The sequence below is a fragment of the Parasphingopyxis algicola genome (genome assembly GCF_013378075.1).
In the GTDB taxonomy this organism is placed as follows: Bacteria; Pseudomonadota; Alphaproteobacteria; order Sphingomonadales; family Sphingomonadaceae; genus Parasphingopyxis; species Parasphingopyxis algicola.
The window spans coordinates 3,166,325-3,186,731 of sequence record NZ_CP051131.1 but is presented as its reverse complement, the minus strand read 5'-3'; the positions used below and the strand labels follow the sequence as shown (position 1 = coordinate 3,186,731).

The 20,407-nt window shown below is 60.9% G+C and carries 19 protein-coding genes and 1 tRNA gene; 12 read left to right on the top strand and 8 right to left on the bottom strand.

Annotated features, from left to right (window positions below; genetic code table 11):
* Positions 1 to 81: 81 nt before the first annotated feature.
* Both HFP57_RS15810 and HFP57_RS15805 read left to right on the top strand, forming a co-directional pair.
* Positions 82 to 1,059, top strand: coding sequence for a phytanoyl-CoA dioxygenase family protein (locus HFP57_RS15810; protein ID WP_176870682.1), 978 nt, complete (start codon positions 82 to 84; stop codon positions 1,057 to 1,059).
* A gap of 69 nt (positions 1,060 to 1,128) precedes the next feature.
* Positions 1,129 to 1,926 carry an SDR family NAD(P)-dependent oxidoreductase gene (locus HFP57_RS15805; RefSeq protein WP_176870681.1) on the top strand — a complete coding sequence of 266 codons (798 nt, stop codon included), beginning with the start codon at positions 1,129 to 1,131 and terminating at the stop codon, positions 1,924 to 1,926.
* Here HFP57_RS15805 and HFP57_RS15800 read toward each other — a convergent pair whose 3' ends face one another.
* Entirely contained in the window at positions 1,927 to 2,742 is an 816-nt protein-coding gene (locus HFP57_RS15800) for an alpha/beta fold hydrolase (RefSeq protein ID WP_176870680.1), read from the bottom strand.
* Between the two features lie 293 nt (positions 2,743 to 3,035).
* Here HFP57_RS15800 and HFP57_RS15795 point away from each other — a divergent pair, with 293 nt between their 5' ends.
* Entirely contained in the window at positions 3,036 to 4,631 is a 1,596-nt protein-coding gene (locus HFP57_RS15795; RefSeq protein ID WP_176870679.1) for an FAD-binding oxidoreductase, read from the top strand.
* 459 nt (positions 4,632 to 5,090) lie between these two features.
* Here the strand turns inward: HFP57_RS15795 and HFP57_RS15790 are convergent, their stop codons facing one another.
* From HFP57_RS15790 to HFP57_RS15780, 3 genes are all read right to left on the bottom strand, one after another.
* The gene (locus tag HFP57_RS15790; RefSeq protein WP_176870678.1) at positions 5,091 to 5,627 is read right to left on the bottom strand and encodes an RES family NAD+ phosphorylase; all 537 of its coding nucleotides are present in this window, start codon (positions 5,625 to 5,627) and stop codon (positions 5,091 to 5,093) included.
* Positions 5,624 to 6,097, bottom strand: a complete 474-nt coding sequence (locus HFP57_RS15785; protein ID WP_246263200.1) for an MbcA/ParS/Xre antitoxin family protein — start codon at positions 6,095 to 6,097, stop codon at positions 5,624 to 5,626. Before HFP57_RS15785 ends, HFP57_RS15790 begins: the two co-directional genes overlap by 4 nt.
* A gap of 502 nt (positions 6,098 to 6,599) precedes the next feature.
* Positions 6,600 to 6,688: transfer RNA gene (locus HFP57_RS15780), tRNA-Ser, on the bottom strand.
* 128 nt (positions 6,689 to 6,816) lie between these two features.
* Here HFP57_RS15780 and hspQ point away from each other — a divergent pair.
* Positions 6,817 to 7,200 (top strand): heat shock protein HspQ, encoded by a 384-nt coding sequence (hspQ, locus tag HFP57_RS15775; RefSeq protein ID WP_176870677.1) that lies wholly within the window; start codon positions 6,817 to 6,819, stop codon positions 7,198 to 7,200.
* 67 nt (positions 7,201 to 7,267) lie between these two features.
* A complete protein-coding gene (locus tag HFP57_RS15770) occupies positions 7,268 to 8,062 on the top strand; it encodes an esterase/lipase family protein (protein ID WP_218135036.1) in 795 nt (264 codons plus the stop codon).
* Here HFP57_RS15770 and HFP57_RS15765 read toward each other — a convergent pair.
* The 3 genes from HFP57_RS15765 to HFP57_RS15755 form a co-directional block, all read right to left on the bottom strand.
* A complete protein-coding gene (locus HFP57_RS15765; RefSeq protein ID WP_218135035.1) occupies positions 8,059 to 9,537 on the bottom strand; it encodes a WS/DGAT/MGAT family O-acyltransferase in 1,479 nt (492 codons plus the stop codon). The genes HFP57_RS15770 and HFP57_RS15765 overlap by 4 nt on opposite strands.
* Before the next feature lie 146 nt (positions 9,538 to 9,683).
* A complete protein-coding gene (locus HFP57_RS15760) occupies positions 9,684 to 10,292 on the bottom strand; it encodes a GNAT family N-acetyltransferase (protein WP_176870675.1) in 609 nt (202 codons plus the stop codon).
* Positions 10,285 to 11,460, bottom strand: coding sequence for a winged helix-turn-helix domain-containing protein (locus tag HFP57_RS15755; RefSeq protein WP_176870674.1), 1,176 nt, complete (start codon positions 11,458 to 11,460; stop codon positions 10,285 to 10,287). Before HFP57_RS15755 ends, HFP57_RS15760 begins: the two co-directional genes overlap by 8 nt.
* Before the next feature lie 384 nt (positions 11,461 to 11,844).
* Here HFP57_RS15755 and HFP57_RS15750 point away from each other — a divergent pair, with 384 nt between their 5' ends.
* The 5 genes from HFP57_RS15750 (at position 11,845) to HFP57_RS15730 (ending at position 16,108) form a co-directional block, all read left to right on the top strand.
* The gene (locus HFP57_RS15750) at positions 11,845 to 13,533 is read left to right on the top strand and encodes a PHA/PHB synthase family protein (protein WP_176870673.1); all 1,689 of its coding nucleotides are present in this window, start codon (positions 11,845 to 11,847) and stop codon (positions 13,531 to 13,533) included.
* Positions 13,534 to 13,582: 49 nt separating this feature from the next.
* Complete coding sequence (locus tag HFP57_RS15745; protein WP_176870672.1) at positions 13,583 to 14,443, top strand: alpha/beta fold hydrolase; 861 nt, start codon at positions 13,583 to 13,585, stop codon at positions 14,441 to 14,443.
* Between the two features lie 124 nt (positions 14,444 to 14,567).
* Positions 14,568 to 15,122: a 50S ribosomal protein L21 gene (gene rplU, locus HFP57_RS15740; protein ID WP_176871363.1), complete on the top strand. Its 555-nt coding sequence runs from the start codon at positions 14,568 to 14,570 to the stop codon at positions 15,120 to 15,122.
* A 2-nt stretch (positions 15,123 to 15,124) separates the two neighbouring features.
* Positions 15,125 to 15,391, top strand: a complete 267-nt coding sequence (gene rpmA, locus HFP57_RS15735) for a 50S ribosomal protein L27 (protein ID WP_176870671.1) — start codon at positions 15,125 to 15,127, stop codon at positions 15,389 to 15,391.
* A gap of 168 nt (positions 15,392 to 15,559) precedes the next feature.
* On the top strand, positions 15,560 to 16,108 hold the full coding sequence (locus HFP57_RS15730) for a GNAT family N-acetyltransferase (protein ID WP_176870670.1): 549 nt from the start codon (positions 15,560 to 15,562) through the stop codon (positions 16,106 to 16,108).
* Between the two features lie 55 nt (positions 16,109 to 16,163).
* Here HFP57_RS15730 and HFP57_RS15725 read toward each other — a convergent pair whose 3' ends face one another.
* Complete coding sequence (locus HFP57_RS15725) at positions 16,164 to 17,030, bottom strand: metal-dependent hydrolase (protein ID WP_176870669.1); 867 nt, start codon at positions 17,028 to 17,030, stop codon at positions 16,164 to 16,166.
* A gap of 49 nt (positions 17,031 to 17,079) precedes the next feature.
* On the opposite strand from HFP57_RS15725, the gene HFP57_RS15720 reads away from it, so the two are divergent.
* Positions 17,080 to 17,679, top strand: coding sequence for a TetR/AcrR family transcriptional regulator (locus tag HFP57_RS15720; protein WP_176870668.1), 600 nt, complete (start codon positions 17,080 to 17,082; stop codon positions 17,677 to 17,679).
* A gap of 212 nt (positions 17,680 to 17,891) precedes the next feature.
* Positions 17,892 to 20,360 carry a TonB-dependent receptor gene (locus tag HFP57_RS15715; protein ID WP_176870667.1) on the top strand — a complete coding sequence of 823 codons (2,469 nt, stop codon included), beginning with the start codon at positions 17,892 to 17,894 and terminating at the stop codon, positions 20,358 to 20,360.
* Positions 20,361 to 20,407: the final 47 nt, after the last annotated feature.

Genomic DNA, 20,407 nt, shown 5'->3' with positions numbered 1-20,407 from the left:
GTCGCACAATGGGATCGATAGTATTTTTGAGACTGTGTAATGGGAAATCAAAAATCTCCTAGTTGAACCGGAAATCTTATTGTGAATCGTCATCCCATCGAACCGATTACTCAGGCACAGGTTGACGAATATCGTCGCTTTGGCGTGGTCTGCCTTCGCAAAGTATTCGATCGGGACTGGGTGGATTCTCTGTTGCCGGTGGTAAAGGAGATGGTCGCGAGCGAAGGCAAAACCGGACTGTTGCCGACGGCGCCGTTGCGACACCCTGCTCGCATCTATGATGCGGTTCGCGAATACGCATTCAACTCACCATTGGCGGAGGCCTGTGGTCAAATTTTGCAATCGAATGAGATCCGGTATTTCTTCGAAGAGGTCTTCGCCAAGGCGCCGCAATCGGACGAAAAGACGATCTGGCACGCGGATAGAGCCGGCTGGCCGGTCAAAGGGGAGATGGTGCCTTCGGTATGGACCGCGCTGAGCGAAGTTACGCATGCAAACAGCCTGCAGGTACTTCGCGGCTCGCATCTTCATGACGTTCTGTATTGGCTATTTTCGCCGAATGCGAAGCAAATGATCCAGCCGTCTGATCGGCCGAACCACCCAGACGGCGAAAGTCTGAGAGATCACCCGGACGCGGAATATCTTACCTGGGAAATGGATCCGGGGGATATGCTGGTGCTGCACCCATGGGTCCTGCACTACGCAACGGGCAATCCAACCGACAAATGGCGCTATGCCATTTCCACGCGCGTGTTCGGGGATGACATTACTTGGGCGCCGCGCCCGGACTGCCTGAACATTGCCGGTATCGGCTTCGACGAAATGCTCGAGGGCGAGAAACCACAAGGTCCGCTCTTCCCGCTCATTTGGTCGGAAGATGGCAGGAAAGAGGACACGTCGAAATATCCCTACGGCTTCGCCACAACATGGCCAGAAGGCGCATATGAGCGCCTGGCAGAGCGCGCGCAGATCAACTCGAAAGGGTTCGAGGAAATGTTGGCGAAAAGCGGCGGGCCCACATCTCTGACGCTGCCGTTCGGAAAGTCCCCGCCACAATAAATCCGGCTCCGGTTGGACGGCCATCCAGATAGGACCGACAGGCGAAAAGCATCAGAAAGGGATTTTCCAATGAGGATCGACGAGGAAGCTGTTGCATCGCCGGCTGACCTTTTCAGCCTCGCGGGTCGATGCGCGCTCGTAACCGGAGGCTGCTCGGGCTTGGGGCTGACCTCCGCACGGGCGCTGCGGACCGCCGGGGCCAAGGTCTTCGTGACCTCCAATTCCACACCCTTGCCATCGGCGGACGCAATGGGAGACAGCCCTCTTCAGCACATCGGGTTTTACGACCTGTCGGAAAAGGAAGGTGTGGATGCGCTGGTTTCCGCGTTGAAAGAGAGAACGGCTTCGCTCGATTTTCTGATCAACAATGCGGGAATCTATTCCGGCGACACACTCGATGAATGCGATGAAGACAGTTGGGACAATATTCAATCGACGAATGTCCGGCCCATCTTCTTCCTCACCCGCGCGCTTTTGAGCCTGTTGGAAAATTCAACGAGTGATAGCAGCCGTGCGCGGGTCATCAATATTGGGTCGGTGGTCGCCAATCTCCCCGCGCCCCTGGCACCCTATTCGACCAGCAAGGCGGCGGTGCATCACCTGACGGCGGTAATGGCCGGCCAGCTCGCAAAACGCTCGATCAACGTCAATTGCATTGCCCCGAGCGCCTTCAATACCTCCATGACCGAGCATGAGCTGGCGGCTATGGGTAATGCATTTGTTCAGAGCATACCCGTCGCGCGGACAGGGTCAGCCTCCGACATCGGTGGAACAATGATATTTATGTGTTCAAGAGCATCGGAATTCATCACCGGGCATGTATTACCGCTCGACGGCGGCTACGCCAGGCTTCGGGGCCTGGTTTAGTCATTCGGCAGTTGCGTAGAGTTCGCCGATAAACGCCGTGACAGCCTCGACCCACTCATCGGGCTTTTCGTCGACGATATCGATACCGCCTCCTTCGATCTCCGCATAAGCAAAGTCGGGACGCATTTCTCGGGTCTCTTGGGCAAGATCGTAAATCTGGTCGCCTGTGTTTGTAAGGATCAATGTCGGGTGGGATATCGTTTTGATTGATGCCGCGTGATCGTAGACGAATGCCGCGTGATGCCCGTACCAAAATGGGCCCAGCCCGCCGAACTGCTCGGCGATATAGCGAGTTGTCAGCGGCCACTTCGTATCTTTGTTTGCGAACGTCATCCGGCTTTTGAAGGCTTTGGCCAAGTGCATCCCATCGGGCTGAGCCTTGAAACCCTTCTCATTGATCTCGACATGTTTGAGGCTTGTCGCCCGCGCATCATCGCTGAACGGTGTAGGTCCGTTCAGTATCAGTCCCATGATCCGGTCTGGAACAAGCGCCGCTACTTCCGTCGCCACTTGCGCGCCCGTATGATGACCAAGGGCAAAAGCGCGCTCAATCCCCAGATGGTCCAAGAGAGCGGGTGCTATCCTGGCATAGTCCTGAATGGTCGGCACAAAATCTGGCGGATCGGACATACCAAAGCCCGGCGTATCGACGCCGATCGCCCTGATGCCGCGATCATGGAGCAGGTCATAAACGCTATCATATTGCCGGTGAGACATCGGGGATTGGTGAAATAGGAGAAGCGCTACTCCCTCACCTGTATCGCGATAATGGATTTGCCCGTATGGGCCTTCGGCGTACCCTCGATGCGTTGTCATACCCCTTCCCTCAACCCGATCATGCCCTGCGCCGCGAACGCGATAACAGCGCCTGCGCTCTCTGCCGCCATTCACCGTTTGCGCCGCTGTTCGAGCAGTCGAGAAGCCGTATTTTCGAACATGCTGGCCAAATTCTCGGTCCCGGAAAACCAGAATGTCACTTGTGATCACTAAGCGGTGACATCAGATTTTAGGCTAACGAAAAGCGTCGTCGGGGAGTACATTATTCGTATTCGCCGATCGTTGAGAGCCATGGCAACCTGCAGGATCAAATCACAACAAGTCAGACTTAGATGACACCTTCCTTCGAAACCGATCAGGGCGCTACCGAATTGAATGTGAAGACAGCGCTTCTGAACACATTGGGAGCAGACTGCGTCGAGCTATCTCCGAGCGAGATAACATATTACAGTCAGGACTATTACAGCCGCGGCATGGATGTCGAAGCCGTCCTGCGACCAGACTCCATCGAGGCTCTCGGTCGATGCGTCGCTTTAGCCGAAGAATTGGGATTGGCGATTTTCCCCAGAGGGGGCGGCTATTCCTACACGTCGGGCTATCTTGCCACCCAGAGCGGTGTCTTGCTCGATACGAGCCGAATGAACCGTATCTTGGAAATCAATGCCGTCGATAACTATGTGACGGTCGAGGCCGGCTGCACATGGGCGAAGCTTGATCGGGCACTACGAGAGCATGGGTTGAGAACTCCCTTCTGGGGTCCGTTGTCGGGCCTCCACGCCACGGTCGGCGGCGGCATATCGCAAGGTTCCATAAGTCTGGGGTCGGGAGAATATGGCGTTTCCTCCGAAAGCGTCCTCGACATGGAAGTGGTCGTCGCTGGCGGCAGGCGCATCAAAACCGGCGCATCCGGGCAACCGGGTCACCCGCCCTTCTTTCGCAATTACGGCCCAGACCTGACAGGCCTGTTTTGCAGCGATTGCGGCGCTTTTGGCATAAAAGCCCATATCACGCTGAGATTGATCAAACGCCCGAGATACACGCAGGGCCTGTCATTCGGATTCGACAGCTTTGCTGACTGCGCTGAAGCCGCAGCGAAAGTGGCGACGGAGGGCGTCGCTGCAGACAATATCGGAACTTCAAGGCGAAGACTGTCCGACGCGGCCAACAGTGGTACCTTACTGGACAATGTTCGTACATTGCTCCGGATCGGCCGATCCGGAAACGGGGTTTTCGATGGTTTGAAGCGTATGGTCCGAACGGTGCGCGCCGGCAGGGAATTTGCTACCGACGCCGAATGTTCGATGCATTATGTCGTGGAAGGCGCGACCCAGGCGATAGTCGCCGCCAAAGCGGATGTCGTACGCCAAGCCGTCGGCGTCCTGGGCACGAAAATTGCCAATACCGTGCCCAATGCCATGCGCGCCGAGCCGTTTAAAGATCACGCGATGTTCTCTTCCACCGGTCAAAGGCTGGTGCCGCCGAGTGCGATTTTGCCGTTCTCCGAGATCGTCGATTGCAACCGCGATTTTTTTGCGGCGCTGGAAGACTTTGAAGAGCGCATGGCGCCGTTCAACATGAACGTCCTGATTGCCACGGCAACGGTCGGAACAACGGGCTTTTTGTTTGAGACGGTCATCGCCTGGGATGATCAGGGCGATGAATTTCATCACCGCCATACAGCCAAGAGCGTCATGGATAGCATTGCGCACATCGCCCCAAGCCCGGAAGCCAGAAAACTTGCAGGAGAAATTCGCGCGCTGATGATTGAAACAGCCTTCAAGCATGGTGGCGTACATCTCCAAATCGGCAAGACTTATCCCTATATGAGAGACCGCGATGCGGGTGCCACCGCCTTGCTCAAAACCCTGAAATCGCACGTAGATCCTTCGGGAAAAATGAACCCTGGTTCGCTCGGATTGCCACTGTAGGTGCTCAGGTCCCGGCTCATTCCGATTGATCAAACTGGGGTAAAGACGATAAATCGCGTTTCAGGAGCCGTATGATTTTCGAGACTCTTGCAGCCATCATCCAGAATATGGAGAAAAACCACGGCAATAAAAACCTGATGAAAAGCGAAGACCGGCTAGCAGATAGCGCAGCATTCGAACTCGTGATTTAGCTTGCTGAAATAATTGGCCTAGTCCCAGTACATCTTCGGAAATGCCATGGAATATGCCGCGGAAAAATTTTGCTTTACTTTGAACGGACTTGCGGTGTGTCGCAAGCTCTATGGGGTGCGCAGCGTGTGTCCGGGGCACAAACACGCTGTTCGGGCGGATCTCACAGCGCCGAATGATGGAAATTAGCGAAGGCCGCGTTTGTCCCAAACACTCGCATTGTATTGTGCTGTCATCATTGTCTGTGTTTTCCACCCTTTGGCTTCGATCCTAGCCTTTTTCTTTTTTGTCAGGCCAAGAAAGCTGATTCTTTGGGAGCCGGCCGCTCGGGTCATAGACGAGGATCTGATGCGGGAGTTTCGGACCCCATTGCCACAGGACAAGATTTTGATTGCGTCTTGTAGCGCCCGGAGCAAAGCTCGGCACGAGAATGCCAGCGAAACCTTCCTCGCGCAGTCGATCGGCGATCATCCAGGAGGGCGCATCGCCAGCCTCATAGCGGTAGGTGAGCCAGCCACATTTGAGGTCACTGAGCTTCACCTTGTGTTTTTTGCGGCTCGCCGCCGTTCGCAGGTCCGCGATATCCTCGCAATCGACATCATACTCACACAGCGTGATCGGCTGCAGGCGATTTCCCAGCCCCTGCGTGCATTCCTTGACCGCCGTTATCGCATCGAGCGCGAGATAGAGGGTTGGTTCTCCGACCCGATTGAATCGGCCACCCGTAAGTGAAGCGCCCTCGCCCGATAAAGGCGAGAAGGACCACGCGGGATCATGTCCGCGATAGCATCGCTTAGTGAATCTCAAGCAAAGCCGCCGAGCGCCAAATGGTCGAGATAGTCGCGCACTGCATTTGCTTTGCCTGACTTGACCAGTGCTTCTGGCGTGCGGCCATTGAGTGCCGGGATCGGCTGCGAGCGATACCAAGCCATCGCCTGAGCTTCGCCGCCCGCCCAAGCGTGCACCCGATTGATGATCTCAAGCATTTCCGTGACACGCCTTTGTGCCTTGGGAGAAGTTTTCCGGTCGGCCTTGGTAAGCGTTGCCACTCCGAGGCCTGTCGTATTGGCCAGCTGTGTTTTGGTCATGTGGAATGTCTCGGCGACTTCATCGACATCGACAATGCCGCCTTTTGCCATAAACCGGGTCACAAAAGTACCTGCGTTACGGCCCGTAGCCGGGCCAAGTTTGCCGTTTGTGGTCTTAGCACGCCTATCTCGGCCGCGTCGCGTCATCCGCTTGCCCGATTTCTTTCCTTGCGCTCCCGCCTGTGGCATGTCCGTTACTCCGTCCTGTATTCAGACGTTAAATAGGACATTTCGCATCGAAATTCAATCCCTGTGCTTCCTCCTTCAGGCGCTTTTCAGTGTTCAGGTCTTTACCATCGAACAGCAGCTTACGGGATTCGTCTCGCTTCTCTCGAGCCTTTTTTGAGACCAACCAACGGATAAGAGGCTATCGAGAGCGTTTTCTGCTTTGATCGTACTTGTAGTTGATTCTCCACAGCTTCATCCCTTGGGCGTCACCAATAGGTATCGCTGATGGCCGTCGCTGAGTTTGGAGGATTAAGCCTTAAGCTTCGCGTTTCGAAGCTTGCCATCGGTCAGCTTGGCACTTCTCCAAAACACCACATTTTTCGAGGCCGACACCACAAAAATGCCCCATCCTATCGCTGGCTGGGAACGAACGCCGCCAACCTTCTATAGCCTCCAAACCCGCAGAATTCTGGGAAAAACGTCAATAGGGGCGGACGGATGCGAACGGGAGAAAACGGGTTTCTGGCGGAGAGGGTGGGATTCGAACCCACGGTACCCATAAGGCACAACGGTTTTCGAGACCGCCCCGTTCGACCACTCCGGCACCTCTCCGCATGAGTAAGGCGCACCGGCGATATGTCGCCGGGCGGGCCGTTCGAGCGGCGCGCCTTAGCTTACCCCACAGCGCTTGCCAAGTCGGTCCTTGCCACGAATGACCCCCGGACCTACATTATTTGCCAATGGATCAGGATATTCCCTCTCCGCGCGAGCGCAGCGAACTGGCGAAAGACGCGCCGGCGATCGCGCATGCGACCTTCACCATCGGCGATATCGTGAAACACCGCATGTTCGATTTCCGCGGCGTGATATTCGATATCGACCCGGTCTTCGCCAACAGCGACGACTGGTACGAGGCGATTCCGGAGGATATCCGCCCGCGCAAGGACCAGCCCTTCTATCACCTGCTCGCCGAAAATGCGGAGAGCAGCTATGTCGCCTATGTCAGCCAGCAGAACCTGCTGCACGACGAAAGCGAGGAGCCCGTCGATCATCCGGCCATTTCCGGGATATTCGACGGCATCGAACAGGGCCGCTACACGTTACGCCCCGAACACCGCCATTAGAATCCCGCCGGCATGTGGAACCGACAGGAATATATAAGAACCGCATGAACGGCAGGAGATAATAGTTTTGGCAACAGCAGCACCGGCAATGGATCCGTCCGCGGTATCCCGCCCCTCACGCCTTCTGGCCTTTTCGGAACTGCACCGGGCGATGTTCGAGATGGCGGCGCTGCCGCTCTCCTCGCCGCTCCTCTACTCGGCGCCGCGTGGCGACGGGCATCCGGTCATGGTGCTGCCCGGCTTCATGGCGAGCGGCCGCTCGACGCGGATCATGCGGCGCTATCTCGATCGGCTCGGCTACGACACCTATTGCTGGGACCTGGGCCGCAATCTCGGCCCGCGGGCGATCGGTGTGGAAGGCGAGCATCTGATCGACAAACTGCACAGTATTCACGAGGAGACCGGCCAGAAGGTCAGCCTGGTCGGCTGGAGCCTCGGCGGTTCGATGTCCCGCCAGCTCAGCGAACGCGTGCCGGACAAGATCCGCCAGGTGGTGACCCTCGGCTCGCCGCTGCGCGGCCGGGCGCAATCGACGACCGTATGGCGCGTCTACGAAGCCGCGACGGGCGAACGGGTCAGCAGCGACAAGGTGCGCGAGCAGATGGCCGAAATCGCGGCGCCGCCGACGGTGCCGACGACGGCCGTCTACACCAGGGCCGACGGCGTGGTGCCGTGGCAGAACTGCCAGGTCACCGAAAGCCACCATTCGGAAAATGTCGAAGTCTATGGCAGCCATTGCGGCCTCGGCGTCAACGGCACGGTGCTGTACCTGGTCGCCAACCGGCTGGCCCAGTCCGAAGGCGAATGGTCGCCGTTCGAGGCGAGCGGGATTCAGTCGGCGATCTTTCCCTCGCGGAGCTAGTCGGCCTTTTCCTTCTTCTTCGCCGGCTTTTTCGCGGTCTTCTTCTTGGCGGGTTTGGGCTTGACGAGCGCAGCCTTCAGTTCCTCGAAGGTCTCGCGCAGCGCCGCCGCATAGTTTTCCGGATCGCTGACCGCATCGCGATCGGCGGTGAAGGACAGGGTCAGCGTCCCGCCCGAACTGTAGACGATGTTGATCAGGCCCATGCCGTCGAAAATCGGCCCGACGCCGAACTGTTCGATCAGCTTCGCGCCGGCGAAATAGATATCCATCGGCGGACCGGGTACATTGGTGACGACACAGTTATAGGCCGGTGAATGGGCATTTGCGAGGCCGGCCCGCGCATAGAGCCGGGCCCCGAGCCCCATCAGCGCCCCCGGCGTCATCCCGCTCATCCGCGAAAGGTTGCGCGCCCCGACCGCTTTGGTCAGCTCTTTCGATTTCTGCGCGGCATCATGGACATGTTCGAGCCGCTCGACCGCATCCTCGATATGCGTCCCGAGACCGACGATCATCGCCGAGACCTGATTGCCGAGATCGGCCTTCTGGTCGTCGGCGCGCACCGAAATCGGCGCCATTGCCGTCATTTCGTCCTTCGGCAGGTCGTTTTTCGAGATCAGATATTTGCGCAGACCGCCGCCGAATATGGACAGCACGACATCATTGACGGTCGCGCCCTCGACCCCGGCCTTGATCGCCTTGATCTCGTCGAGATCGAAGCGGACGCCGTCGAACACGCGGTGCGAGGAGACGGTCTGGTTGAACAGCGTGTTGGGCGCGGTGCCGGACGTCGGCAGCTTGAGATCGCGGGTCAGGAGGCCCGCGCTCGCCTTGGCGAGGCCGGGAATGCTCCGCGCGACGATATCGGCCATCTTGAACGGCTGCCGCACGGCGTTGATCTGCGCACGCACGAGCAGCTCGGCATCGGCGGGTTTGTTGTCGGGCTTCCAGTCCATATCGAATTCGCGATCGGGCAGGTCGGGCGTGACGTCGTGCACGGCGGTCGTGATCTCGACGCCGGACATGCCGTCGATCGCGGCATGATGGACCTTGGAGAGGATCGCGATACAGCCCTCGGGCAGCCCTTCGATATTGTCGAGCCCCTCGATCACCGTGAATTCCCAGAGCGGCTTGGTGAGATCGAGCGCACGGCCATGCAGCCGCGCGGCGAGGATGCAGAGTTGCCGCCAGTCGCCCGGTTCGGGGAGCGCGATATGGCGGACATGATATTCGAGATCGAATTCGGGATCCTCGATCCAGTAGGGATGATCGAGATCGAAGGGCACGCGGACCAGCCGCCGCCGGAACGCCCAGGCGCCGTCGAGGCGGCTCTCGATAAAGCCCAACACCTCCTTGAAGCGCAGCTTGCCGTTGGGCGATGTCGACGGATCGTAGATCGCCAGTGACCCGATATGCATCGGCGTGGACGGCGTTTCCATATAGACGAACGCCGCGTCCATCGGGCTGAGTTGCTGCATCATTCTCTCCCCTCGGCAGGTCCGGTTCTGGCCGGATTCTCTTGCCCGCTCCGGTTGACGCTACGGCATATTCGGCAAATTTGATACTGCCACGCCGTCGAGGGCCGTTTCCATCCCGAAACGACACAGGCGGGGGCCGTCGCCGGTCAGCGCGGTTCCCGCCACATCGCCTCGAGCGGCGGGGCGCCGGGAGCGGGTTCGAAATGCTCCCTGTGCTCGAACCCGTGACCGGCATAGAAGCCGTGATTGCGCGGGTTGGAATTCTCCAGATAGGCAGGCAGTCCGGCCCGGTCGCAGGCGGCGAGCATCGGCGCGAGCAAGGCGTGCCCGAGGCCGGTTCCCCGCGCGGAAGACCGGACGCCGATCGTAAAGAGATAGGCGTGCGGCTCTTTCGGGCGCTTGCGGGTCATCTCCGCTTCGGCGGCCATGCCGCGCCGCACCGCGGCGAGCCCGGCAAGCCGCGTCATCTGGAAACCGATATCGAGAGTGGCGAGCGGCGATGCGGCCTTGCGCGCGCCCGGCAGCAGCCACATCGTCGCGCCGCGGTCCCCGGCCAGATGGCAAACGCCGCGCGGCAGATAGAGGTGCCGCGCCTGGCGGCCGAATATCGCGGGCATGGCGCGCTTGCTGCCGAAGATCCAGCCCGACACGGGATCGTCCTGGAACGCGTCGCCGGTGATCGCGCCGATGGTCCGCCAGTCGGCCGGACCGGCCCGGCGCAGGCCTTCGGGAAGTTCGATATCCATTTCACTCATCGCGTGCGCCCTCCTCCCGAGCCACCGTTCGGCATCCGACGAACCGGCCCAGCCGGTCAAGTTCGGCGTCGAGCCTGTCCCGCCGCGCCGGCCCCCATTTGACGCCGGGTTCGGGCCAGACATTGTGGACGCTCAGCACCCCCTTTTTCCGGTCCGCCTTGGCCTCGATCCGCCCGACGAACCGGTCGCCCTCGAGCAGCGGCATGACATAATAGCCCCATTTGCGTTGCGCCGCGGGGACGAAAATCTCGATCCGGAAATCGAAGCCGAACAGGCGCGCCAGCCGCTTCCGGTCTCGCACGGCGGGATCGAAGGGACTGAGAATGCGCAGGAGGGACGTCGGCGCGCGCAGGTTGGCGAGCCGCTGTTCGATGTCGGGAGGCGCGAAGGCCTTGATCGTTCCGCCATCGGCGGATTGCAGTTCGACCGCAACCAGATCGCGCGCATTCGCACTACGCCAGGCCTTGACCTCGGGGAGCGCCGCCGCGTCCCAGAAGCGCATGATCTCGCCCTCGCTGCCGAAGGCCAGCCGGTCGAGCGCGAACCGGCACAGCCAGTCGATCTGCGCCGCGTCGGCCACCTCCGCCTCGCGCAGACGGTCGGGGATCACGCGTTCGCTGAGGTCATAGAATTTCGTGAAATTCTCGCGATGCGCGGTCGCCAGCTCGCCGCGAAACCACATATAGTCGAGCGCGATCTTGTGCGGCGGGCGCACCCACATCGCCTTTTCCGGCGCCTTGGTGTCGAAGGCATGGGTGGAGAGCGGGCCTTCCGCTGCAATCCGCGCCTTGATCGCCGCCCGGCCCTCGGCATCCGGCATGGACCGGGTGCTTTCCCAGCGACGGATCTTCTGTTCGAGCCGCCCGAACTGCCGCCGCCAATAGGGATAATATTCCATCGGCAATACCGAGGCGTCATGCGTGAAATGTTCGAACACCGCTCGCTCGTCGGCCAGCAGCTGCCACAGCATCGGCTCGCGATAATTCTGGTTGCGCGACCAGAGGATATGGTGGTGCGCGCGGGCGACGGCGCGGATCGTGTCGAGCTGGACGAAGCCGAGATCGCGAATGATCGCCATGACGTCGAGCGGCCCGGTCGGCGTCGCCGACAGGCCCTGGGCGTCGAGCCAGAGCCTGCGTGCCTCGCGATTGGAAATGGTCAGCGCCATGGCAATGCTGTGCACCAGAAGGAACAAAAGGGGAAGATCGCTTTCCCCACATCGCTACCGCCGATCCTATTTCCTGTCCTACAGGTCGGGACGTATGATATTCTCGGTCGAGCAAATCGATTGCTCTCTGCGACGCTCAGATTTCGTCATTGCGAGCGAAGCGAAGCAATCCAGGCCCAAGCGCGGAACGCTCTGGATTGCCGCGTCGGCCCGAAACGAGTTCGGACCTCCTCGCAATGACGGGCGTGCGTGCCGTTCGAGCTCCATTCGCGAAACAGCCTGTGTGTCTACTATGTCAACTTTGGGGACCGATCTGATCCGCATTGTTGACATCCCGGCCCTTCCAGCGCCACGCTGCAAAGAAAAAACCGAGAGAGGGATGCCATGGCGCAAGAGGGACCGACGCTCGAGGGCGAACCGGAAGCGACGATGGCGCTGGGGCCGCTGGTCGGCCTGGCGCGCGAGGATTTCGTCGGTGCGATCGCGATGCTGCTGCGCGAAACCGCAAGCGACCCGCAAAGGGCCTTCAAACACGCGCAAAGCTTTTCCGAAGATGTCGTCCAGATCATGACGGGCAAGTCGGAGCTCGCGCCCAATCCGCGCGACAAGCGGTTCATGGACCCGGCGTTCAGCTTCAACCCCTTCTACAAGGCGGGGATGCAGTATTTCCTCGCGGTCGAAAAAGGCACGAAGCGCTGGATCGACGATCTCGAGCTCGACGCGCTGGAGAAGGACCGGGCGAGCTTCATCTCGCAGATCGTCATCGACGCGCTTGCGCCCACCAACAGCTTCGCGCTCAATCCGATGGCGCAGAAGCGGGCGATCGACAGCGGCGGGCTTTCTCTCGTGAAGGGTCTGAAAAACGCCTATGACGACATGGTCAATAACGACTTCATGGTCAGCCAGGTCGACAAGAAGCCGTTTACGCTCGGCGAGAATGTCGCGACCTCGCCCGGCGCGGTCGTCCATCGCGACGAGATGTTCGAGCTGATCCAGTATCAGCCCTCGACCGACGAGGTGTACGCGATCCCGCAGCTGACGATCCCGCCGCAGATCAACAAGATGTATATCAACGACCTTTCGCCCGAGAAGAGCGTGGTGAAGTTCCAGGTCGACAACGGCATCCAGACCTTCGTCATCAGCTGGCGCAACCCGACCGAGGAGATGGGCGTCTGGGGCATGGACGAATATGTCGATGCCTGCATCCGCGCGCTCGATGCGGTGCAGGACATTACCGGATCGGACACAGTCAACGTCTCGGGCGGCTGTTCGGGCGGGCAGACCATGTCGGTGCTGCTCTCCAGGCTCGCGTCGGACAAGAACGACCGGATCGGCGCCGCGACGATGATGGTCTGCGTGCTGGAACCCAAGCCCGGCGATACCGAGGCCAGCTCACTGGTCTCGGAAAACGGCATCGCGCTCGCCAAGCAGCGCGCCAAGCGCAAGGGCGTGATCGAGGCGAGTTCGCTCGCGCGCAGCTTCGCCTGGCTCCGGCCGAACGACCTCATCTGGAATTATGTGATCAACAACTATCTGATGGGCGAGGACCCGCCGGCGTTCGACGTGCTGTTCTGGAATGCGGACGCCACCAATCTCTCGGCATCGCTGATGGGCGATTTTCTCGACCTGTTCGAGGCCAATGCCTATGCCGAGCCCGGAACCTTCGACGTCGCCGGCCACACGCTGGACCTCAAAAAGGTCAAGAACGACATGTTCATCCTGGGCGGCGTGACCGACCATATCACGCCGTGGCGCGCCTGCTATCGTTCGACCCAGCTGTTCGGTTCGAAGAATGTCGAGTTCGTGCTCTCCCAATCGGGCCATATGCAGGCGATCCTCAATCCGCCCGGCAATCCCAAGGCCAAATATTTCAAGGCAAAGAAGAAAGGAAAGCCGCCCGCCTCTGTGGACAAGTGGATGGAAGGCACCGAGGAAATCAAGGATAGCTGGTGGCCCTATTGGATGGACTGGCTGCAGAGCCGGTCGGGGGAGCAGAAGGATGCGCCGAAATCGCTCGGCAGCAAGGCGAACAAGGCGATGGAACCGGCCCCCGGAACCTATGTCCTCGAATAGGCGGCTGCATTACGGCCGGTAACAGTTTCGCACCAACAGAAAGTCCTTCATGTCCCAATCCCGCCATATGAAAGCCCCCGAATACACGCTTGAGTCCGTCGGCGGCCGGCAGTTGCAGGTCGCCTATTGGCGCTATTCGGGGCCGCCCAACGGCAAGCCGCCCCTGCTCTTCTTCAACGGGATCGGCGCCAATACCGAAGTCGCGTCGCCGCTCCCGACGATGCTCGACGATCGCGATTTTCTGACCTTCGACATGCCCGGGGTCGGCGAATCGCCCGAACCGACCCTGCCCTACAACGCCTTCACCATGTCGCGGATCACCGACCAGCTGCTCGAGCGTTACGACATGCCGCTCGTCGACGTCATGGGCGTCAGCTGGGGCGGCGCGATGGCGCAGCATTTCGCACTCCAGCACGGGCGGCGCACCAATCGGCTGATCCTCGTCGCGACGACGGCGGGGATGCTGATGGTGCCCGGCAAGTTCGAGGCGCTGTCGAAAATGGCGGACCCGCGCCGCTATATCGACCCCAAATTCATGGAGACGCATTTCGAGACGCTGTACGGCGGATCGACCAAGGGCTCGGACGGCCATATCCACCGGATCAAACCGCCCTCCAAGCTCGGCTATTTCTACCAGCTGCTGGCGATGCTGGGCTGGACCAGCGCCCCCGCCCTGCCCTTCCTGCGCAAGCCGACCCTGATCCTGACCGGCGACCGGGACCCGATCGTCCAACCGGTCAACGGGAAAATCCTCAACACGCTGATCCCGGGCAGCGAGCTTGTCATCATCGAGGATGGCGGCCATCTGTTCATGCTGAGCCATCCGGACGAGTTCATCGGCCATGTCCGCGAATTCCTGGACCGCGATCTCGATGACGAAGCGAGTGGGGAGAATGCCGCGGCGGCCTGAATTTAGACGCCGCCATCGGTTGACATAATGGCATAGTTCCCATATTTGGCGCGCTTTCCCGCGCGGGTGCTTGGCTGCGGCCTTGAGTCTCGTGCGGATCGCAGAATTGATGAAAGTTGGTACCATGTTCGCAGTCGTGCGCACGGGCGGCAAGCAATATCGCGTCGCTGAAGGTGATGTAATCACGGTCGAGAAGATCGCTGGCGAAGCCGGCGATTCGGTCTCGTTTGACGATGTTCTGATGGCCGGCGAAGGCGCCGACCTGAAGGATGTGAAGAACCTTAGCGTGTCCGGCGAGATCGTCGAACAGGGCAAGGGCGAGAAGGTCGTCATCTTCAAGAAGAAGCGGCGCCAAAATTACCGCCGCAAGAACGGCCATCGCCAGATGCTGACCCAGATCAAGATCACGGGCATCGGCGGCGCGAAGAAGAAGGCTCCGGCCAAGAAGACCGCCGCGGCGAAGACCGACGCCAAGGCCGACACCGCCGAGACGGCCAAGGCCGCACCGGCGAAGAAGGCGCCCGCCAAAAAGGCCCCGGCCAAGAAGACGGCGGCCGCCAAGACGACGACCGCGGCCAAAAAGGCCCCAGCCAAGAAGGCCCCGGCGAAGAAAGCGCCTGCCAAAAAGGCAGCGCCGAAGACTCAAAATAAGACCGAAACTGGCGATAAGGACGCGTAACCATGGCACATAAGAAAGCAGGCGGTTCGTCGCGCAACGGTCGCGACTCCAACCCGAAATTCCTGGGCGTCAAGAAGTTCGGCGGCGAAAACGTCGTGGCCGGCAACATTATCGTGCGCCAGCGCGGGACCAAATGGATTCCGGCGGACAATGTCGGTCTCGGCCGCGACCATACGATTTTCGCGCTCGTGGACGGCACGGTCCGATTCAAGAAAGGCCGCAACAACCGCACCTATGTGGGCGTGGAAATGGCCGAAGCGGCCGAATAAAGGACAGTCGATAAAGGGCTGTCCTCAGGGAGGGCAGCCCGAAGGTTCCGGAAACGGGGCCGATTGAGGGAGACGGGCTGACCCGATCTCCCTTTTTTATGGTCTCCCTCATACAATCGTCACCGAAAGCGCGTACAGCAGCGCTTCGGGGGCGGCATGGAGAGAGACATGTTCGCGGTTACAAAGAGACTGTTGCTGAGGCCCGGCTGGATGGAGGAGGCCCCCGTACTTGCCGAGACGATCGCCGACGCGCGTATCGCCCGGAACACGACGCGGATGCCCTGGCCCTACACCCGGGAAGACGCCGAAGAGTTTCTCTCGCGCGAACCGGACCCCGACTATCCCAATTTCCAGATCGTCGACCGGACGGTCGATCCGGTGCGGATGATCGGCGGCATCGGCTTCATGGACGGCGACGAGGCGCCGGAACTCGGCTATTGGATCGCGCCCCATGCCTGGGGCCGCGGTTTCGCCACCGAAGCGGGCCAAGCGGCGATCGCGGCGGCGCGCGCCTCGCTCGGCTATACCCGGATCCTCGCTGGCCATTTCGTCGACAATCCGGCATCGGGCCGCGTGCTCGAAAAGCTCGGATTCCGGCGGACGGGCCATGTCGAGCCGCGTCATTCGCGGGCGCGGGGCTGCGCGGTCGATTGCGTTATGTTCGAGTCCGACGAGGACGACATGGCGCAAACCGCGCCGCCGGCGCTGGCGGCATGATCACCGACTGACGGCCGGGCCGTGTCCGCCACGCGCGGGCATGGCCCGGCCCTATTCAGGCAGCCAGCGCTTCCTCGCGGCCCGGCATGACGGCATCGCTATACTCGCTGTCGGCGAGCCGGATCAGTTCGCGATCGTCATGGTTCCAGGGATGGAAGCCGGGCAGGAAATAGGCGAGCCAGGGCCTGAGCGCGCGGCGCAGCTGGCCGGGCTTGCCCCAGAGATACCAGTTGATCCGGGCCAGGGCGCGCCAGCCCGTGATCCCGTCCTGCGCTAGCAGGGCGCGCATGCCGCGTATCCGGCGCGGCCAGAACATCATCGTCACCAGCAGCATGACCCGCGCCTTGACCTTCCAACGTTCCCAGCGGGACCAGTCGCGGGTCGCGTGGAGCCAGGTGTCATAGGCCACGCCTTTGTGCTCGATCTCCTCGACCGCGTGCCAGCGCCACAGATCGGCCCATTCCTTGTCCGCACCGTTCAGCAGCTCCGGCACGGAGAGGAACTGGTGGGCGAGGATCGCGGTATAATGTTCGAGCGCCATCGTCACGCAGAGCGCGATCACGGGCGGCCGGTCCTTTGTCTTTTCAAGCGACTCGTCGACCACGCGCTCGAGCGGCGTGATATCGTAGCCGGTTTCGGACACCTTGCGGTTGAAGGCGACATGCTCGCGGCTGTGCATCACCTCCTGCTGGACGAAGGCGCGAATCTCGCGTTCGAGCTTGGGCGGCACCCCGTCCCGATGCGCCTTCACCGCCTCCACGAAATAGGCTTCCCCCTTGGGAAAGGTGACCGACAGCGCGTTGTAAAACGCGGTCGCGATCGGGTCATTGTTCATCCACCAGCGCGCCTGGGTTGCGTCCCGCCCGAAGCGGCGGTCACGCGGCGTAATCTCTAGGTCGACAGGTGTCCGGTCTTTGGCCATGGTGCGACTCCATTGCAATTTATTCAGTATCTGAAGGCTACTTACATTAATGTCAATAGCGAGAAAGCGCCTGACCCCGGAAGAAAGCCGCACCGCCGCCTTGCAGGCCGCGCGGCAGCTGCTGATCGAGACCGGGCCGCAATCCGTCACCTTGAAAGCGGTGGCCACGCGGATCGGGCGGACGCATGCCAACCTGCTTCATCATTTCGGATCCGCATCGGGCCTGCAGCGGGCGCTGGCCGGCTATCTCGCCGAAACGATCTGCGAGACGATCAGCCAGGCGGTGCTCAAGTCCCGCGCCGGAGAGGGCAGCCCGCGCGATATCGTCGACCTCACTTTCGACGCATTCGACAAGGAAGGCGCCGGCGCTCTCGCCTCCTGGATGCTGATCTCCGGCAATGAAGACGCGCTCGACCCGATCGTCGAGAAGATCCATGAGCTGGTCGACGAGCTTGGAGAAGACGGACATGAGGACCGACGGCTGCACGAGGATACGCTGGAACTCGTCCTCCTCGCTCTGGGCGACGCCCTCATGGGACGCCAGTTGTCCGCCTCGCTGGGCCTTGCCCGCGAAACCGGCCGGGAAATCGCCGAGCGGCGTTTCACCCAGTCACTGGAAAGCGGGAAAGCCAGCCACGGCGTCAGCTAGCCGAACGTACCGGCGGTAAAAGTTGCTAAACCGCACGGCGGATCGGTACGGATGTGTAACATAATTGTAATTATGCCACACTCCGGGTGAGAATACGTCTACTGGCGGCGCAAAACCGCGCCTGCGTCTTGCGATAGTGCGCCAGTTTATTCACGTTCCGATCCGACGAGGGCCACCGAAAACAAGAAGCGGCCCCGAAGGAGAGAGACATCATGCTGAAACGCACTTTGTGTGGCACCGCCGCCGTGGCGGCGCTGGCCATTCCCGGCATCGCCCATGCACAGGAGGAAGGGGCGTCCGCCGTCGATACGAGCAACGTGATCATCGTGACCGCCACCCGGCGCGCGGAAGACATCCAGGATGTTCCGATCGCCGTGACCGCGGTCGGCGCCGCCGAACTCGACCGCCAGGGCGTCGTCAACGTCACCGAGATCACCCAGGTATCGCCGAGCTTCTCGACATCGAACGCGCAAAACGCATCGAGCACCAACGTGCTGCGTATCCGCGGGGTCGGCACGACCTCGAACAATATCGGGTTCGAGAGCGCGGTCGGCATCTTCATCGACGGCGCCTATCAGTCGCGGCCCGGCGTGGCGCTTGCCGAATTCGTCGATGTCGAGCGGGTCGAAATTCTGCGCGGGCCGCAGGGCACGCTGTTCGGCCGCAACACGTCCGCCGGCGCGCTGAACATCACCACCAACCGGCCCGATCTGCGCGAATTCGGCGGGTTCGCCAATGCGAGCTACGGCAATTACGACCTGATGAGCATCCAGGGCGCGGTCAACGTACCGCTAATCCAGGACACGCTGGCCGTACGCCTGACCGGCGCCTATCGCGAACGCGACGGCTATGTCGACGTCATCGACGGCACGGGCGTGATCGGCGAATCCAACGATATCGACCAGTATCTGGTCCGCGGCCAGATCGGCTATGAGAGTCTCGGCGGCGTCAGCGTCCGGATCATCACCGACTTTTCCGAAAGCACGGCCAATTGCTGTACGGCGATCGAGCTGCGGCCGTCGCCGGTCGAAACCGCGGGGCTATTCAATCTTGTAGGCCTCGGCCCGCGCGGCGGCCAGTTCCAGCCCAATTCCGGCCTGGATGCGCTCGACGACCGGATCACCTCGGCCACTTTCCCGCCGATGACCGATGTCGAGCAATGGGGCATCACCGCAGAGGTCGAAATACCGATCGGCGACAATGCCGACCTGATCTATATCGGCTCATACCGCGAATTCGACGCACTCGAATCCAACGATTCCGATTTCACCGCGATCGACGTCTTCAATATCGACCGGCAGCGCACGAATATCGACACGATGACGCACGAGTTGCGCCTGCAGGGCGAAGCGTTCGACGATCGCTGGAGCTGGCTCGTCGGCTTCTACTATTCGGACGAGGATATCAGCCAGGAGGTAACGGCTTCGCTCGGCGACGATTATGGCGAACTCGTCGGCGCGCTGATCTTCGCACCGACCGGCGGCGCGTTCGGCGCCAATCCGCTGACCGTCATATCGGGCGGGATCGACCCGTCGGTGGTATCGGCGAGCAACCGGTTCACGCAAAACAGCGAAAGCTGGTCGATCTTCACGCACAACGTGTTCGAGCTGACGGACAACATCAATCTGACGCTTGGCCTGCGTTATTCGGACGAGAGCAAGGATGGCGCCTTCCAGCAGACAGCGATCAACAACCCGCTCTGCCCGGCCGTGCTGGGCAATCTCGGTACCGTTCCCGCGGCACTGCAACCGACGATCCTCGTCACCGGCTGTTTTCCGTTCGTCGCTCCGGCCGACCTGCCCGCGGCGGCGGTATTGCCCCTGCCGCGTTCCTTCGCGGGTTCGTTCAGCGACGAAGAGCTTATCTACACGGCCAAACTTTCCTATGAGTTCGACGCGCCGGTCACGGTCTATGCCAGCTTCACCCATGGCTATAAGTCGGGCGGCTTCAACCTGGACGCCACCGCGGCAATCGGCGGGGCGGACCCGACCTTCGCGTCCGAAGAGGTGGACGCCTATGAAATCGGCCTGAAGGCCCGGGCGCTCGACGATGCGGTGACGGCGAACGTCGCGCTGTTCTACCAGGAGTTCAGCAACTTCCAGGTACTCGAGTTCACCGGCGCCCAGTTCGAGACGTTCAACGTGCCCCAGGCGATTTCGTCGGGCATCGAGATCGAGACGCTGATCCAGCCGACCGACAATCTGACGTTCAACCTCGGCGTGACCTGGATCGACGCCCGCTACCCCGGCGATTGCGCGGGCAATCTTACCGTGCTGCGCGTCCAGAATCTGTGCGGGAACGAGCTGACCAACGCCCCCGATCTCGTCGCCATCGCCGGCGCCGATTACCGGGGCACGATCGGCGACAATCTCGCCTGGTTCCTGAACGGGCAGATCCGGATGGAGGACGACCGCCGGACATCGACCCAGCCGTCCGATCCGGCCAACCTCGCGGATACGACGCCGCTGCCCTTCGACATCCAGGACGGCAATGTGAAGATCAACCTGAGGGCCGGTATCGGCGCGGAGGACGAAAGCTGGGGCCTCGAAGTCTGGGCGACCAACATCACCAACGTCACCACCCGGGGGGTGACCTTCAACACGACGCTGCGGAGCGGATCGCGTTCGGCCTTCCCGCAACAGCCCCGGATGTACGGTCTGACGGTGCGTACGCGCTTCTAGGGCGGCATTTCCTGGCGGATCGGGGCGGTCTTCGGGCCGCCCCTTTT